Raw genomic sequence first — 14,944 nt, 5'->3', positions numbered from 1 at the left:
GTTGGGCGGTGCATCCACTACGCCCTGTCGATGCGCGCGGCCAGCGATCTGGCCACCTCACCGGCCACGACCGCGTGCCCGCTCGTGGTGAAGTGGATGAGATCGGCGCTCATCAACTCGGGTCGCGACCGCAGTGGATGCGTCCAGAATTCGGTGATTACCGCATCGAACTCGTCGGCGACCGCCCGCAGCACCTCGTTGAGCGCCATCATCTGTGACCGCATGGGTCGCATCGGCGCCATCCGTTCGACGTCCCACACGTCGGCCATCGTGAAGATCGACAGCTGTGCCCCGGTTGCGGCCAGCGCGGTGAAAATCGTCGACAGATTCTCCCGCAGCTGATCGACATTGCCGCCGGCCGTGAACAGATCGTTGCCGCCGCAGCTGACATGCACGAGATCCGGTGCGAAATCCAGGATTTCGGATAGTTGCCGGTCGATGACCTGGCCGCTGGTCGCACCGATGCGGCCCGTGTTGCGGTAGGCCAGTGTGGGATTGACCGAGGCGAGGTTTGCCGCGACCCGGTCGGCCCAGCCGGTCGGGGCGTAACCGGGGCTCCGATCCCCGGTCCCCGCGGCGATGGAATCGCCGAGCACCGCGAAACGCTGCCACGGTGCCCCCGCGAGGAGTGCGGTGATCCGCTCCGGCGCCGGCACCAGCGGGTCCTCGGCCTCGACGGTGAATTCTACGGACAGTGGTGTGCTGGTAGACATGTCGATCTCCTGGTTCAGTCGGTCGAACGGGCCGGCGAAGGCAAGGCGAGTACCACGGCGACGGCGATATTGATCCCCGCGCACACGGCGAACAGGATGTGGAAACCGCTGAGTGGGTCGTCGGAGGTCGCCGAGAAGATCGCCGCCAGTACGGCGATGCCGAGCGCGCCGCCCACCTGGCGAGCGGTGACGTTCATCCCGATGCCCGCCGCGAACTGCTGCGGTGGAACAGAATTCGCCGCCGCTGTGCCGAGCACCGTCACGACGATGCCGATCCCGCCGCCACCGAGCACGCCGGCGGGAATCCACGCCGTCCACAGCGCGGGTTCGGGCCCGAAGGCGTCGGTGCTCATCCAGGCCAGCGCGGCCGTCGACATCAGTCCACCGAGCACTCCCACCCACCGTTGGCCACGCGGTGTCGTGATCCGTCCGGTCACAACGGCGGTCACCATCGATGCCACGGCACCGACGGTCAGCGCCGCCGCCGACTCGAGTACGGAGTAGCCCCAGATCGCGTTCAGGAAGAGCGGCCCGGCCAGCAGCCACGCGAACATCGACGCGCCGAACAGGAACGAACCCGCGTTGGCGAGCGCGAATTGCCGCTCACGCCAGAGCTGAACGGCGACCGCGGGGTTGGTATGTCGACGCGAGCGAACCAGCGCGAACACCGTCAACGCGCTACCGCCGAGCAAGGCGACGAGCGTGCCGGGCGCGGTCCAACCCCATGACTGACCTTCGGTGACGGCGGCGACGATCGCGCCGAGTCCGATCGCGATGGCGAGCGTGCCGAGCGGATCGGGCAGTTCCGCCTCGCCCGCAGCCTTGTCGCCGCCGGGCAGTCGCAGCCCCGGCACGATCAACGCCACGGCGATCGGCACGTTGATCAGGAAGACCGCACGCCAGCCGAACACCTCGACCAACGCGCCACCGAGCGCCGGACCGACCACCGCCGCGAACCCGCCGGCCGCCGACCAGGCGCCGATGGCGGCGCCGATCTTTGCCCGGGGCGTGGCCTCCAAGACCAGTCCGAGTGCCGCGGGCACCATGAATGCCGCTGCGATGCCCTGCAGAACTCGTCCCGCGATGAGCCAGTTCGCGCCGGGCGCGAGCCCGCACAGCAGTGAGGTGACGGCGAATCCGGCCAGTGCCAGGGCGAACAGACGCCGACGGCCGAGGGCGTCGGCGATGCGACCGGCCGGGGTGAGTAGGGCGGCGAACCCGATCGCGTAGCCGCTGACGATCCAGGTCAGCGTGCCGGTGGAGGTGCCGGGATAACTCAGGGCGATCGTCGGGAACGCGATGTTGACGACGGAGAGATCGAGGAAGGCGATGAATGCGGCACCTGCGGCGACTGCGAGGGTGCGGCCCGCGGCGCTGGAGTCGGGAGTCACGGTGTCGAGCGGATCTTCGGGCCGAGCTGACACGTCGGTCATGCGGAGTCCTTCGAGGGGGAGAAATAAGAACGTACGATCGTTCGTAAATAAAAGTACGACCGATCGTTCGCCTTTGCAACCCCGCGGTGGAACAATGATCCCTATGACCCAGCTGACGGAACCGAGCGACCAGCGGTTGGCCAAGGGCGCCCGCGCCCGCGCCACTATCGCCCGTCGCGCCGTCGAACTCGCTTCTGTCGAAGGCCTCGACGGCCTCAGCATCGGCCGACTCGCCATCGACCTCGGCATCAGTAAAAGCGGCATCGCCACCCTCTTCGGCACCAAGGAGGCCCTGCAACTCGCCGCCGTCCAGGCAGGCCGCGACATCTTCATCGAACGAGTCGTCGCCCCCGGCCTGCGCACCCCGCGCGGCGGAACCCGGGTCCGCGCGATGATCGACGGCTGGTTCGCCCACATCGAGAATCCCCCCTTCCCCGGCGGCTGTTTCCGGGTGGCCACCCTCACCGAATTCAGCAGCAAGCCCGGCCCCGTGCGCGACGCCGTCGTCGCCGACCACGACAGCTGGCTGTCCTTCCTTGCCGACGAGGTCCGCAAGGCCCAAGCCATGGGCGAACTCGCCGCCGTCGACCCCGACCTGCTGGTCTTCGAGCTGGATGCGATCGTGAGCGCCGCCAATATCGCCCGCCAGACCGGTGACTCGACCCGCGTCAAGGCGGCCCGCACCATCGCGACCCGCTTGTTGTCGGACGCGGCGAGTGGGGCCTAGCCGGGCGCCCTCGCGGTATGTCGGCGCGCGTATTCAGCGCTGACGCGACGGGAAACGCTGCTTCGTCGACCCGCTTCGGTCAGTGATTCCGGAGAGTATGGGCCACTCGCCGGGCACTGGCGAGCTCGCCCATGTTGCCGAGGTGGCGCCTGATTCCGGCCGGAATACGCGGCGCGGAGTTCTGCGATAGTGATGGCTGGGGATTCCAGGGTGGTCGGGCCGCAGCGGGAGATGACACTGTTCCGACGGGGAGGCGGAACAGAACGGCGCCGCCACCGGTGAGGGCAGCGGCGCCGCCTGTGCTCCGTGTGATGAGCCCGTGTGGTGCGTGGGTACGGCAGGGATCACTGGTGGTGGTTGTGAGCGGGGGCGTGCTGGGGAGCGGTGGTGAGGGTGAAGGCGGCGGTGCGGACGGCGTCGTCGTGTTCGAAATCGAGGAAAAGTCGATAGGTGCCGGGGCCGGGAACTGCTGTGTGGAAGGTGATTTCGGGGCCCGAGGGGGTAACGCCGTCGCCGGGTTCGCCGTTGGGGTGCACGTGGACGTAGGCGAGGTCTCCCGCGCGAAGGATGACGAGGTGGCCGAAAGCCGCCAGGTAGGGCTGTAGATCGGTGACCGGCTCGCCGTTCTTGCGCACGGTGAGCGTCAACAGATCGCCCTCGGTGCGCAACTCGCCGTCTACGGTCACCTCGTAGCCGTCGACCTCGGTGACGCGAGCTACCGCTGGAACAGGTTGTGGTGCATAGTGTCCGGCGATGGCCAGGTCCGCGCCGATCGTGATCGTCCGGCCGAGTGCCCGCGGGGCGATATCGGTGAACACCCGGTAAGCCCCCGCCTCTGGCAGTTCCAGCTGGATCGCCCAGGTGCCGTCCGCTTCCCGCTGTGGATGCACGTGCCAGAACCCGGTCAACTCCCGTCGTGCCACGATCAGGTGTAGTTCCCGATCGTGAATCGTGTCGAAGTCGGTCACGGCTGCTCCGTCCGGTCCGAGGATCCGAAACCGGAAGTCGATCCTGCCCGGTTCGGCGATCGTGGTATCGAGATCGAGCGTGTATCCGTCCTGCGTGATCTGTAATCCGCCGGGTGAACCCGCATCGTGCCCGGCGTGACCGGCTGCATGTCCTGCGTGCGCGTGCGTGGCTTGCTCGGCGACCGCATGTCGGCCGTGGTCGTGGTTGTCGGTAGGGGTTCCGTGAGCGGCGTGGTTCAGGTGATCGCCGTGAGCGGGCTCGGCTGCGGTAGCGGCGTGGTCGGTGTGTCCGGCGTGGGCGTGGGTGGTCATTGTTTCGCCTCTCTCGGTTCGCTGTGCGTTGACTCGAACATATACCCCCATGGGGTATGCAGTAAAGAGGTGGAGGCATGTGAGCTGCGGCACTGGAGTGCCGAACGCTCGGAGCTATAGATCCGCCGCGCTACCAGCTGCTCTGCGTATGGGGGCCTCGGTACGAGCGGCCCTGCTGCCGACGGTGTCCATCAGAGGGCGAAGCGGGTCGTGGGAGGACTTGGATGGCCTCGCACTCGCCTCCGCGGGTTCGGCGTAGAACGCGGGTCGACCTACTACTCGTGGGGAAGTCGGCAGCCGGGATCGCGCAGGAATCAGGCGGAGAGTTCGAGGTCGGCGGCGACGCCGTCGTCGTAACGGGTCCAGATCACGTCGACCAGCGCGGTGTGCGCGCCGATGACGTCGGCATGCACGACCTCGGGCGCGGCGGCGACCAGCCGATCGGTCAGCAGCCCCGGCGCCAAGAACCACGGCGCGACGACAATGCGTTCCGCGCCGCGAGCGCGCAGTCGATCCAGGGCCGGAGCGAGGCCGGGTTCGACTGTCGCGAAGCAGATTTCGGTGGGGCAGCCGGTGACGGCCGCCAGTCGGCGCGCCACGACGGCGGTCCGCCGATTGGCCGCGGCATCGCGCGATCCGACAGCGGCGACGGCGATCCCCAGCGAAGGTCCACGTATCGGCTCGGCCACCGGAGTCACCACGCTGAGCGGCGCGAGCCACGATCCCATCGAGGCGTGAAGTGTGGTCGCCGTCGAGCCATGGTTCGCTGACAGTTGCGCGGCCGGTTGCGAATCCGTCGCCATCGGGGCCGTAAGTGAGGGGAGTCGGCACGCCGTCGCGACCCGATCGGCGAGTGCCGAGATGAGCAGCGGGTCGGGGCCGAGAACAGGTGCCTGGGTGAGTTGTAGCCGGGAGTGCCGACGGGTGGCATCGGCCAGTAGGGCCGGGAGGTCGACACGCGCGTGAAAAGCGCTGCCGAGTAAGAGGGGAACGACGATCACATCGGTGTGCCCCTGCGCGGCGAGATCGTCGACCACCTCGTCCACCGAAGGGGCGCTGAGATCGAGGAAAGCCAGCCGAACCGGGATATCGGGCCGGGCGGCGGCGACTTCGGCGACCACGGCCGCCATGGTCGCCGCCGAACGCGGATCACGGCTGCCGTGGGCGACCGCGATCAACGCGGGCCCGCCTGCGCCGCGTGGCGCCGAAACGGCGCCACGCGGCGGGGCGGACAGGCGATACATCAGACCGCGGTACCGACCTCGACCGAAGCCAGCACGTCGCCGACCAGGCCGGCGGCGAGGGTGTTGCCACCGGCGGGGTCGATCAGCAGGAACGACCCGGTGTGCCGGTTGGTGCGGTAGTCGTCGGCCGGGATCGGCTCGGCCAGCCGCAGCGAGACACGACCGATGTCGTTGAGCTCCAGCGATTCCGGGTTCGGCTGCGCGGTGAGCGTCTGCTCGTCGAACCGCTCCACGAGCGCGCCGACGATGGCCTGCGTGGTCTTGGCGCCGTGCTTGAGCAGCAGCCGAGCGCCGGGACGCAGACCCTTGTCGCCGAGCCAGCACACGGTCGCGTCGAAGGCGTCGATGGGCTCCGGCGCGTCGTGCGCCGAGGCGATGATGTCGCCACGCGAGATGTCGACCTCGTCGGCCAGGATCAGCGTCACGCTGCGCCCGACCTGTGCCACGGCCAGTTCGCCGTCGGGGGTGTCGATGCGCTCGACGGTGGTCTTCTTGCCCGAGGGCAGCACCACGATCTCGTCACCGGGCGAGACCGAACCCGCCGCGATCTGACCCGCGTAGCCCCGGTAGTCGGGGTACTCGGCGGTGCGCGGGCGAATCACGTACTGCACGGGGAAACGCAGACCCAGCGCGTGCGTTCCGGTCGAATCCGCGTCCACCGGAACCGATTCCAGGTGCTCGATCAGCGAGGGACCGTCGTAGTACGGGGTGTTCTCGGAGCGGCTGGCGATATTGTCGCCGTGCAGCGCCGAGACCGGGATCTCGATGACGTCTTCGGTGGCCCAGCCCAGCTTCGAGGTGAGATCGTTGAACTCGGCGGAGATCTCGGCGAACACCTCGGCCGGGTTGTCGACGAGGTCGATCTTGTTCACGGCGAGCACCAGACGCGGCACACCGAGCAGCGCCAGCACGGCCGCGTGGCGACGGGTCTGCTCGATGACGCCCTTGCGGGCGTCGGTCAACAGAATCACCAGCTGCGCGGTGGACGCGCCCGAGACCGTGTTGCGCGTGTACTGCACGTGCCCCGGGGTATCGGCGAGCACGAAAGACCGCTTGGGCGTAGCGAAGTAGCGGTACGCCACGTCGATGGTGATGCCCTGCTCGCGCTCGGCGCGCAGGCCGTCGACGAGCAGCGACAGGTCAGGCGTGGACAGCCCACGGTCGACCGAGGCGCGCGTGACGGCGTCGATCTGATCGGCCAGCACGGACTTCGTGTCGTAGAGAAGGCGTCCGACCAGGGTGGACTTACCATCGTCGACAGAACCGGCGGTGGCCAGCCTCAATAGGTCGGACATCAGAAATAACCCTCTCGCTTGCGGTCTTCCATGGCGGCTTCCGACACGCGGTCGTCGCCGCGGGTCGCACCGCGTTCGGTCAGTCGGGACGCCGCGACCTCGGCCAGAATGGCCTGGTTGTCGGCGGCGTCGGAGATGATGGCGCCGGTGGTGGAACCGTCGCCGACGGTGCGGTAGCGCACCGAACGGGTTTCCAGGACCTCGTTCTCGTTCGGGCCGCCCCACACGCCGGGGGTCATCCACATGCCGTCACGCGAGTACACCGGACGCTCGTGCGCGTAGTAGATCGACGCCAGGTCGATGTCCTCGCGGGCGATGTAGCGCCAGATATCGAGCTCGGTCCAGTTGCTCAGCGGGAACACGCGCACATGCTCACCCGCGGCGTGCTTGCCGTTGTACAGGTTCCACAGCTCGGGCCGCTGACGCTTCGGGTCCCACTGGCCGAAGGCGTTGCGCAGCGAGAAGATCCGCTCCTTGGCGCGCGAACGCTCCTCGTCGCGGCGCCCGCCGCCGAAGACCGCGTCGAAGCGGTGTTCGGTGATGGCGTCGAGCAGCGGCACGGTCTGCAACGGGTTGCGGATGCCGTCGGGGCGTTCGGTCAGGCGGCCGTCGGCGAGGTATTCCTCGACCGAGGCGACGTGCAGGCGAAGGCCGTAGCGCTCGACCACCTTGTCGCGGAACTCGAGCACCTCGTCGAGGTTGTGCCCGGTGTCCACGTGCAGCAGCGTGAACGGCAGCGGCGCGGGCCAGAAGGCCTTGAGCGCCAGGTGCAGCAGGACGGTGGAGTCCTTGCCGCCGGAGAACAGGATCACGGGGCGCTCGAATTCGCCCGCGACCTCACGGAAGATGTGGATCGCCTCGGATTCCAGCGCCGCGAGGGTGTCGAACTCGGTCAGGCCGAGCTCGCGTTCGGTGGTGTTGGTACTCACAGGCTCACTCCCAGTGGTGGTGATGGTCATGATTGGTGCAATCCGCATTCGGTCTTGGCGATACCGGCCCAACGGCCGCTGCGCGGATCGGATCCCGGCTCGGGCTTGCGCGTGCACGGTGCGCAGCCGATGGACGGGTAACCCTCCTCCACCAGGGGATTGACGAGAATGCCGTTGGCCTCGATGTAGGCCTGCATCTCGTCGTCGGACCACGGTGCGATCGGGTTGATCTTCACCAGGCCGAAAGCTTCGTCGAACGAGATCAGCGGCGCGTTGGCGCGGGTGGGCGCCTCGACGCGGCGGATGCCGGTGATCCACGCGTTGTAGCCGCTCAGCGACCTCTTCAGCGGGACGACCTTGCGCAGCCGGCAGCACTCGGCGGCGTCACGGGAGAACAGATCCTTGCCGAGCAGTTCGTCCTGCTCGGCGACACTGGCCTCGGGGCGCACGTTGATCACGTTCACCCCGTACACGGCCTCGACCGCGTCGCGGGTGCCCATGGTCTCGGCGAAGTGGTAGCCCGTGTCGAGGAACAGCACGTCCACACCGGGTCGGGTCTGCGCGGCCAAATGGACCAGCACGCCGTCCTGCATATTCGAGGCGACGATGTAGCCGTTGCCGAAGTTGCGGTCGGTCCACGCGATCAGGTCGGCGGGCGAGGCATCGGGGCCCAGCTCGGCCGCGCCCTGCTCGGCGAGCGTGCGCAGTTCTTCTTCGGACATTTTTGCCGCGAGATTCGTTGTCACAGTGGGGATCTCCTCATCGACTATCGGAGGTCGGCCTCGTCGGCGCGCACAGCCCACACCGCGAAGCGTTCCCCGGATTCCCGGTTCTTGACGAAGTTGCGGACGACGCGATCGATGTAGTCACCGAGCTCGACGCTGGTCACCTTGTGCTGACGCAACTTCCGGCCGAACGCGCTGTCCAGGCCGAGGCTGCCACCGAGATGAACCTGGAAACCCTCCACCTGATTCCCGGTGCCGTCGTCGACGAGCTGGCCCTTGAAGCCGATATCGGCGATCTGGGACCGGCCGCACGAGTTCGGGCAGCCGTTGATGTTGATGGTGATCGGCACATCGAGTTCGGCGTTGATATCGGCGAGGCGCTGCTCGAGCTCCGGTGCGAGCACCTGTGAACGCTTGCGGGTCTCGACGAAGGAGAGCTTGCAGAACTCGATGCCGCTGCACGCCAGCAGGTTCCGACGCCAGACCGAGGGGCGGGCCTGCAGACCGAGTGGTTCGAGCTCGTCGATCAGCGCGTCGACCTGGTCGTCGGGGATGTCGAGGACGATCAGCTTCTGATACGGGGTGAAGCGGATGCGATCGGAGCCGTACTTCTCCGCGGCGTCGGCGACCTTGCTCAGGATGGTGCCCGAGACGCGACCGGCGATGGGGGAGAACCCCACGGAGTTCAGGCCGTTGCGCAGCTTCTGCACACCGACGTGGTCGATCGGCTTGGCAGGCTGCTCCGGGGCGGGGCCGTCGATCAGCTTGCGCTTCAGGTATTCGTCTTCGAGGACCTGACGGAACTTCTCGATGCCCCAGTCCTTGATCAAGAACTTCAGGCGGGCCTTGGTACGCAGGCGGCGGTAGCCGTAGTCGCGGTAGAGCGCGACGACCGCTTCCCACACATCGGGCACCTCGTCGAGCGGCACGAACGCACCGACGCGTTGGGCCAGCATCGGGTTGGTCGACAAACCGCCACCGACCCACAGATCCAGACCGGGGCCGTGCTCGGGATGGTTCACGCCGACGAAGGCGATGTCGTTGATCTCGTGCACCACGTCCTGCTGGCCCGAGATCGCGGTCTTGAACTTGCGGGGAAGGTTGGAGTACTCCTTCTTCCCGATGTAGCGCTTGACGATCTCGTCGATCGCCGGGGTCGGGTCGATGATCTCGTCGAGCGACTCACCGGCCAGCGGCGAACCGAGGATCACGCGCGGGCAGTCGCCGCACGCCTCGGTGGTGTGCAGACCGACCGACTCGAGCCGACGCCAGATCTCCGGGACGTTCTCGACCTCGATCCAGTGGTACTGGACGTTCTCGCGGTCGGACAGGTCGGCGGTGTCGCGGCCGAACTCGGTGGAGATCTGCCCGACGGTGCGCAACTGGGCGGCGCTGAGCGCGCCCGCGTCGCAACGCACCCGCATCATGAAGTACTTGGCTTCGAGCAGGTCGATGTTGTCGTCGTCGGTGAAGGTGCCGTCGTAGCCCTCTTCACGCTGGGTGTAGAGACCCCACCAGCGGAAACGGCCACGCAGGTCGGCTTTGTCGATCGAGTCGAAGCCGCCCTTGGCGTAGATGTTCTCGATGCGCGCGCGCACGTTGAGCGGGTTGTCGTCCTTCTTGGACTGTTCGTTCGGGTTCAGGGGCTCGCGGTAGCCGAGGGCCCACTGGCCTTCGGAGCGGCGGCGGACCGGCTTTCCGGTGCGGGCGCGCGGTGCGACCGGGGCATCGGTGCTCGGGCGGGCCGGGCGCTGGGCAGCTGAACGCTCAGTGCGGGCCTGCGCCGTCGACTGTTCGGTCGAACCGGCGTCGGTGCTCGACGTCATGGTGGGGTCGCTCCTGCGGGGTGGTTGGACATCCGTGCTGAAGGCGCGAGGGGCTGGCTCGCGTCAGGCGGTCAGCGGGCCGATGAAAGTCGAAGGCACCGGGGGATACCCGGGCGTGGACGCCGCTGCGCTACCGGTGGAAACCGGGCCGACAACAGGCGCTACAGACACGCTGGAAGTCGACGTGGCGACGGGCCACGAGTCGTACTCCAGTTGCGTGCATGTGCCTATTGTGCCACGTCAGCCGGGTCGTTCCGACCGCAAGGAGATATTTCCCGCACTTTTGGGGGAAATTCCCTGGACGGCCGTCCTGTTCTGTGACGGGGGTCATAGCCCATCGCCCGGAACCGGCCTGTGATACGCCCGAGGGGGCGCGCGTGCGGTGTCGCACAGCTCGGTTGACCTGGAGCGCGCTCGAGGTTGCACAGTAGTCGCATGAGCAACGACGCCACTGCCACCGGTCAGACCCCCGCCGATCTCGACGCTGAACTCGCGGCCATCCGCGCCGTCGTCGACACCATCGCGCATGCCCAGGCCAACGAACTGGCCGAGGAGTTCGTCGCAGTCTTCCGCGAAGACGCGATCTGGACCACCGGCCATGGCAAGCGCCTGTTCGGCCGCCCGGCCATCGCCGAGTTCACCGCTCAGGTGCTGCCCGGCGCGACGACGCACGGCTCCGCGACCTACGACGTCGAGCACGTGCTCTTCCTGCGGCCCGATGTCGCCGCCGTCAAGATCCGCCAGAGCTACTTCACCCTCGACGGCGAGCTGTCCGGTCAGGGCACGCCGATGTATGTGATGACGAAGGAGGACGGCGCCTGGGTGCTCACCGCCAACCAGAACACCCCTGTCGTGGCGGACTGACGCGAGAGGGGTCGCGCGGGGCGCGGTACCAGGGCCCGGCAGACTGGAGGGGTGACTACCAGCGCTGCTTCCGGGGCTCCCGGCGTGACACCGGCCGATGCCGATCGGCCGGTGCTGCGCGATTTCGGGGGCGGCGCGTTCGGGGTGTACGTGCACGTGCCGTTCTGTGCCACGCGCTGCGGGTACTGCGACTTCAACACTTATACGGCGGGGGAGCTGGGTACTTCGGCTTCTCCACAGTCGTGGCTGGAGGCATTGCGCGGCGAGCTCGCGACCGCCGCGGCCGAGTTCGGTGCTCTGCCGAGCGCGACCCCCGAAGTATCGACGATCTTCGTCGGCGGTGGGACGCCGTCGCTGCTCGGTGGCGATGGTCTGGCCTCGGTGCTGGATGCGGTGCGGGCGAACTTCACCCTGGCCGCCGGCGCCGAGGTGACCACCGAATCCAACCCGGAATCCACCTCGCCCGAGTTCTTCGAGCGGCTGCGCGCGGCTGGATACACCCGGATCTCGCTCGGTATGCAGTCCGCCGCACAGCACGTGCTGAAGGTGCTCGACCGCACGCATACGCCGGGGCGCGCGGTCGCCGCGGCGAAAGAAGCGCGCGCGGCCGGGTTCGATCACGTGAACCTCGACCTGATCTACGGCACTCCCGGTGAGACCGACGCCGATCTGGACCTGAGTCTGGACGCGGTGCTGGCGGCCGGTGTCGATCATGTCTCTGCCTACTCCCTGATCGTCGAAGACGGAACCGCGTTGGCACGCAAGGTCCGCCGTGGTGAACTGCCCGCACCCGACGATGATGTCCTCGCCGCCCGCTACGAACGCATCGATGCCCGCCTCGCCGCCGCCGGTCTGACGTGGTACGAGGTATCCAATTGGGCCGCAAACGATTCCGCCCGCTGCCTGCACAACCTCGGCTACTGGGACGGTGGTGACTGGCTCGGCGCGGGCCCCGGCGCGCACAGCCACGTCGGCGGAGTTCGCTGGTGGAATGTCAAACACCCCGCCCGCTACGCCGACCGGGTAGCTCTGGGCGGCCTCCCCGCCGCGGGCTGGGAAGCCCTCACCGACGAGGAGCGCTACACCGAACACCTCATGCTCACGGTCCGCCTGCGCACCGGCCTGCCCCTCGCCGACCTGGCCCCGTCCGCCGCCCCCGCCCTCGACCGGATCCTCGCCGACGGCCTCGTTCGCATCACCGGCGACAACCTGGTGCTCACCGACCGAGGTCGTCTCCTTGCCGACGGCATCGTCCGCGACCTTCTCGACTGATCATTTCGTCCGCTGAGGAATCGCGCGGCGGTGATGTCATCGTGATCTGAATTTCGAGATTTTTCAGCCCTGGGATCGATACCAGAAAATGCCCGGTCATAGTGGGGGAACAAACCAATGCACACCTGATGAGGAGCTCGGAACAGTGGGTGCTCTAAGGGTATGTTCGGTGGGTTCGGGGTGGAAGATAACGATTAGGGGCGTAGGCTTCAACTCGATCCTAGGGAGTTATATGTCCACCGAACGGCACATCACCCTCGTCCACGAGCAGAGCGAATTCGCTGAAGCGCGCTCCGCTGAGAAGGCGGAGAACGCGCGTCAGTGCGCGGTCGCCGCTAGGACGGTCGCGTCGCACTCCAATGACGCCGACGACTGCGGCTCGCTGCTGGCGATGCTCGGCCTGGATGCCCTCGCGGGCAAAGAGGTCGGCGCTCCCGACTCGGCCGCTCGCTGCGGCGCAGCTGCCCGAGTCTGATTCGGCATCGGCCGCCCGACCGGGCGGCCATTGCTGAAGAGTCCCGTCGACTCGCTGACATCGCCGTCAGCCCCGAGTCGCCGGTGAGCGCTGCTCGCCGGGCACGAAATCATCGCCACCCCCGATCACGCCACCTGCTACTGCCGGTCGTGGCTCGCCGAGCAGTTCCGCGGTGTTCGCCAGAGTGATCAAGTACTCCGGCAGGCCACGTGTGGCGTCCACGCCTGGTGCTGCCGGTAGTGCTCCGCCGCAATGGAAGTAGCGATCGCCCGACCTGGTTGGGGTATGCCCTGACCGCGGGTTGGCGCCGATGACCGGGCCTGTGGAACCGGGGATGCTGTTCTCGATCCCTGGCCCGGAAACGTCACGCTGACCGGGCGGTCGATACTGCGCGGAGCTACCCGGCATTCGGCCACGGGCCCCGCTCGGGTTGACGTTCGGCCACGCACGCCCAGCTACTGAGCCAGCCGATGGACCGCGCCCTGCCGAAACGACCGCGGGGTCGATGGCTGCGGCCGAAGTCCCGGTAGGCGCGGTGAGTAATCCGGAGCCGCCGGGTGTTGTCAACGCAGGCGTACCGCCCGGCTGAGTCATGCCGGTGGCAGCAGTCGATGTCGAGGTCACCGTCGTAGCGGAGCCGGAACCCACCGCCCCGTCATCGGATTTCGCCGACAGGTTGTCGAACCCATCCGAACCATCGTTCGGAACGTCCGTTCCGCGACCATCGCGTCCCATGGTTTCCGAATCCCCGATCACCTCGTGCAGTGCAGAGCCCCTCCCGGTCGCTGTGGTCTCGTTCTCTGCGCCGCCGGTCGAAATCTCGTCCGGCGGCTGTATACGTCTCTCGCCCCGCGACTGCCCCGCGGTGCCGATCAGCAACTGTCGATCGCCTGTCGCGTCGGAGTCGAAGGACCGAAGCGGCATGGGCAGCAAGGGAATGCGAGTGACCAACTCGGCGAACGGCAACACATACCGCTGCCGCATCGCGGCTCGCGCATCCTCCTCCGCGGCCGACGCCGCACCGTGCGCCGATGCTGAGCCCGTGGCATGAACCGCCTTGCTCACCGACCACGCCGCAGCGTCGGATTCCTCGATATCCGGCGACCCGACCGCGTATCTGGTCGCCGCGATCGCCTCGGCCGCCGCCCGAACCACGCCCGGCAACTCCTCCAAAGCGAGCGTCAGATCGTGCGCTCGCGCGACATAGCCTGCGACCGCGGAACCTGCCGCGCCGGCGCCCGCGCCCGACCAAGCCAGTGCGAGCGATCCCTCCACCGCGTGCCGGAAGGCGTGTAAGCCGTCGTCCCACCACCGCGCGATCTGCTCGAACCTGTCCGCTTGCGTCAACGCGTCGGTCACCTCGAGTGCCGCGAATGCCGCGACGATCTCCCGGTGTCGCCAAGAATGTGTGTTCTCTCCTCCGCCGGGAACACCCGATTCCATGGCGTCGCTCGAATAGTCCGAATATGTGTTCCCGCCGCCCCGAATACCGCTCGGCGCGTGGCCGGTCACACTGGCTCCGTGGAAATCTGCTGTCCTGCATAGGTTTCCGCAGATCGAAGCCGATAAGCCCACTCTTCGTCGGCAACCACCATCAGATCGCGCGCTTCCCGGAACGACCGGCGAATATCGCCGACGACCCGCGAATGCGCATCCGAGACGGCAACGATGCTGTTCTCCTTCGCCGCTGCCACCGAACGCAATCGCGCCACCAGAGCGGAACCGGATATCAACCGCGCATGCCTCTCGCCCAATCCCCACTGCGTCTGATCGCCGACTTCCACGGCAAGTACCCGAATCCGCGCGATCACCCGCAGAAATTCCGCGCACGCATCGTCGATCCGGGCGAACTCCGCCGGCCGCACCGCGACCGCGCTCGACCCGATCTGCCACGCCTCGCCGACCCCGCCCTGATGCACCACAGTTCCCTCCCCGCGCCACGTGTCGATAGTTGAAAATTGCTGGTAGATCCCCTGATTCACTCCCGAAACTACGCCCGCTCCCCGAACCCGACAACCCCAGGAACCGCATCTGTGGACAACTAGGGCCTGTGGATAACTCGCCGCCGCGCTCGACCGAGTCGGCGGGCCGGACGCCGCCCCCGCGGCCGGATATCCCCGTGTGACAGTTCGATGCCGGACAGCCGTGCGGTCCGGGGATC

Annotated in this window: 14 protein-coding genes; 4 read left to right on the top strand and 10 right to left on the bottom strand. The window is 67.6% G+C overall.

Going from position 1 to position 14,944, the window contains the following annotated elements; genetic code table 11:
- Positions 1–17 precede the first annotated feature (17 nt).
- Positions 18–713: an SGNH/GDSL hydrolase family protein gene (locus tag ASD42_RS26265; protein WP_056821411.1), complete on the bottom strand. Its 696-nt coding sequence runs from the start codon at positions 711–713 to the stop codon at positions 18–20.
- Between the two features lie 14 nt (positions 714–727).
- Positions 728–2,146, bottom strand: a complete 1,419-nt coding sequence (locus ASD42_RS26260) for an MFS transporter (RefSeq protein WP_056821410.1) — start codon at positions 2,144–2,146, stop codon at positions 728–730.
- Between the two features lie 103 nt (positions 2,147–2,249).
- On the opposite strand from ASD42_RS26260, the gene ASD42_RS26255 reads away from it, so the two are divergent.
- Positions 2,250–2,873, top strand: a complete 624-nt coding sequence (locus ASD42_RS26255; RefSeq protein WP_056821408.1) for a TetR/AcrR family transcriptional regulator — start codon at positions 2,250–2,252, stop codon at positions 2,871–2,873.
- A gap of 344 nt (positions 2,874–3,217) precedes the next feature.
- Here ASD42_RS26255 and ASD42_RS26250 read toward each other — a convergent pair whose 3' ends face one another.
- The 6 genes from ASD42_RS26250 to ASD42_RS26225 form a co-directional block, all read right to left on the bottom strand.
- Positions 3,218–4,153 carry a hypothetical protein gene (locus ASD42_RS26250; RefSeq protein WP_056821406.1) on the bottom strand — a complete coding sequence of 312 codons (936 nt, stop codon included), beginning with the start codon at positions 4,151–4,153 and terminating at the stop codon, positions 3,218–3,220.
- A 314-nt stretch (positions 4,154–4,467) separates the two neighbouring features.
- On the bottom strand, positions 4,468–5,397 hold the full coding sequence (locus ASD42_RS26245) for a sirohydrochlorin chelatase (protein ID WP_056821405.1): 930 nt from the start codon (positions 5,395–5,397) through the stop codon (positions 4,468–4,470).
- Positions 5,397–6,692, bottom strand: a complete 1,296-nt coding sequence (locus ASD42_RS26240; protein WP_056821403.1) for a sulfate adenylyltransferase subunit 1 — start codon at positions 6,690–6,692, stop codon at positions 5,397–5,399. The genes ASD42_RS26245 and ASD42_RS26240 overlap by 1 nt, the downstream gene beginning before the upstream one ends.
- Positions 6,692–7,669, bottom strand: coding sequence for a sulfate adenylyltransferase subunit CysD (cysD, locus tag ASD42_RS26235; RefSeq protein WP_228537684.1), 978 nt, complete (start codon positions 7,667–7,669; stop codon positions 6,692–6,694). The genes ASD42_RS26240 and cysD overlap by 1 nt, the downstream gene beginning before the upstream one ends.
- The gene (locus tag ASD42_RS26230; RefSeq protein ID WP_056821400.1) at positions 7,648–8,343 is read right to left on the bottom strand and encodes a phosphoadenylyl-sulfate reductase; all 696 of its coding nucleotides are present in this window, start codon (positions 8,341–8,343) and stop codon (positions 7,648–7,650) included. The genes cysD and ASD42_RS26230 overlap by 22 nt, the downstream gene beginning before the upstream one ends.
- Before the next feature lie 44 nt (positions 8,344–8,387).
- Entirely contained in the window at positions 8,388–10,172 is a 1,785-nt protein-coding gene (locus ASD42_RS26225) for a nitrite/sulfite reductase (protein WP_056821398.1), read from the bottom strand.
- 435 nt (positions 10,173–10,607) lie between these two features.
- Here ASD42_RS26225 and ASD42_RS26220 point away from each other — a divergent pair, with 435 nt between their 5' ends.
- The 3 genes from ASD42_RS26220 to ASD42_RS26210 all read left to right on the top strand — a co-directional run bounded on the left by ASD42_RS26220 (position 10,608) and on the right by ASD42_RS26210 (position 12,783).
- On the top strand, positions 10,608–11,036 hold the full coding sequence (locus ASD42_RS26220) for an SgcJ/EcaC family oxidoreductase (RefSeq protein ID WP_056821397.1): 429 nt from the start codon (positions 10,608–10,610) through the stop codon (positions 11,034–11,036).
- 51 nt (positions 11,037–11,087) lie between these two features.
- Complete coding sequence (hemW, locus tag ASD42_RS26215; RefSeq protein ID WP_082844048.1) at positions 11,088–12,308, top strand: radical SAM family heme chaperone HemW; 1,221 nt, start codon at positions 11,088–11,090, stop codon at positions 12,306–12,308.
- 232 nt (positions 12,309–12,540) lie between these two features.
- The gene (locus tag ASD42_RS26210; RefSeq protein WP_056821395.1) at positions 12,541–12,783 is read left to right on the top strand and encodes a hypothetical protein; all 243 of its coding nucleotides are present in this window, start codon (positions 12,541–12,543) and stop codon (positions 12,781–12,783) included.
- A gap of 66 nt (positions 12,784–12,849) precedes the next feature.
- On the opposite strand, the gene ASD42_RS26205 is transcribed toward ASD42_RS26210, so the two are convergent.
- Both ASD42_RS26205 and ASD42_RS26200 read right to left on the bottom strand, forming a co-directional pair.
- Positions 12,850–14,130 carry a hypothetical protein gene (locus ASD42_RS26205; protein ID WP_156677598.1) on the bottom strand — a complete coding sequence of 427 codons (1,281 nt, stop codon included), beginning with the start codon at positions 14,128–14,130 and terminating at the stop codon, positions 12,850–12,852.
- Between the two features lie 161 nt (positions 14,131–14,291).
- A complete protein-coding gene (locus ASD42_RS26200) occupies positions 14,292–14,765 on the bottom strand; it encodes a hypothetical protein (RefSeq protein ID WP_156677597.1) in 474 nt (157 codons plus the stop codon).
- Positions 14,766–14,944 lie beyond the last annotated feature (179 nt).

The organism is Nocardia sp. Root136 (genome assembly GCF_001427185.1).
GTDB classification, from domain to species: Bacteria; Actinomycetota; Actinomycetes; order Mycobacteriales; family Mycobacteriaceae; genus Nocardia; species Nocardia salmonicida.
This window is presented reverse-complemented; position numbering and strand designations above follow the sequence as displayed.

Bases quoted from the DNA above. Each gene is read 5' to 3' on its own strand.
- ASD42_RS26265 (WP_056821411.1), bottom strand. From the start codon at position 713: ATGTCTACCAGCACACCACTGTCCGTAGAATTCACCGTCGAGGCCGAG.
- ASD42_RS26260 (WP_056821410.1), bottom strand. From the start codon at position 2,146: ATGACCGACGTGTCAGCTCGGCCCGAAGATCCGCTCGACACCGTGACT.
- ASD42_RS26255 (WP_056821408.1), top strand. From the start codon at position 2,250: ATGACCCAGCTGACGGAACCGAGCGACCAGCGGTTGGCCAAGGGCGCC.
- ASD42_RS26250 (WP_056821406.1), bottom strand. From the start codon at position 4,153: ATGACCACCCACGCCCACGCCGGACACACCGACCACGCCGCTACCGCA.
- ASD42_RS26245 (WP_056821405.1), bottom strand. From the start codon at position 5,397: ATGTATCGCCTGTCCGCCCCGCCGCGTGGCGCCGTTTCGGCGCCACGC.
- ASD42_RS26240 (WP_056821403.1), bottom strand. From the start codon at position 6,692: ATGTCCGACCTATTGAGGCTGGCCACCGCCGGTTCTGTCGACGATGGT.
- cysD (WP_228537684.1), bottom strand. From the start codon at position 7,669: ATGCGGATTGCACCAATCATGACCATCACCACCACTGGGAGTGAGCCT.
- ASD42_RS26230 (WP_056821400.1), bottom strand. From the start codon at position 8,343: ATGTCCGAAGAAGAACTGCGCACGCTCGCCGAGCAGGGCGCGGCCGAG.
- ASD42_RS26225 (WP_056821398.1), bottom strand. From the start codon at position 10,172: ATGACGTCGAGCACCGACGCCGGTTCGACCGAACAGTCGACGGCGCAG.
- ASD42_RS26220 (WP_056821397.1), top strand. From the start codon at position 10,608: ATGAGCAACGACGCCACTGCCACCGGTCAGACCCCCGCCGATCTCGAC.
- ASD42_RS26210 (WP_056821395.1), top strand. From the start codon at position 12,541: ATGTCCACCGAACGGCACATCACCCTCGTCCACGAGCAGAGCGAATTC.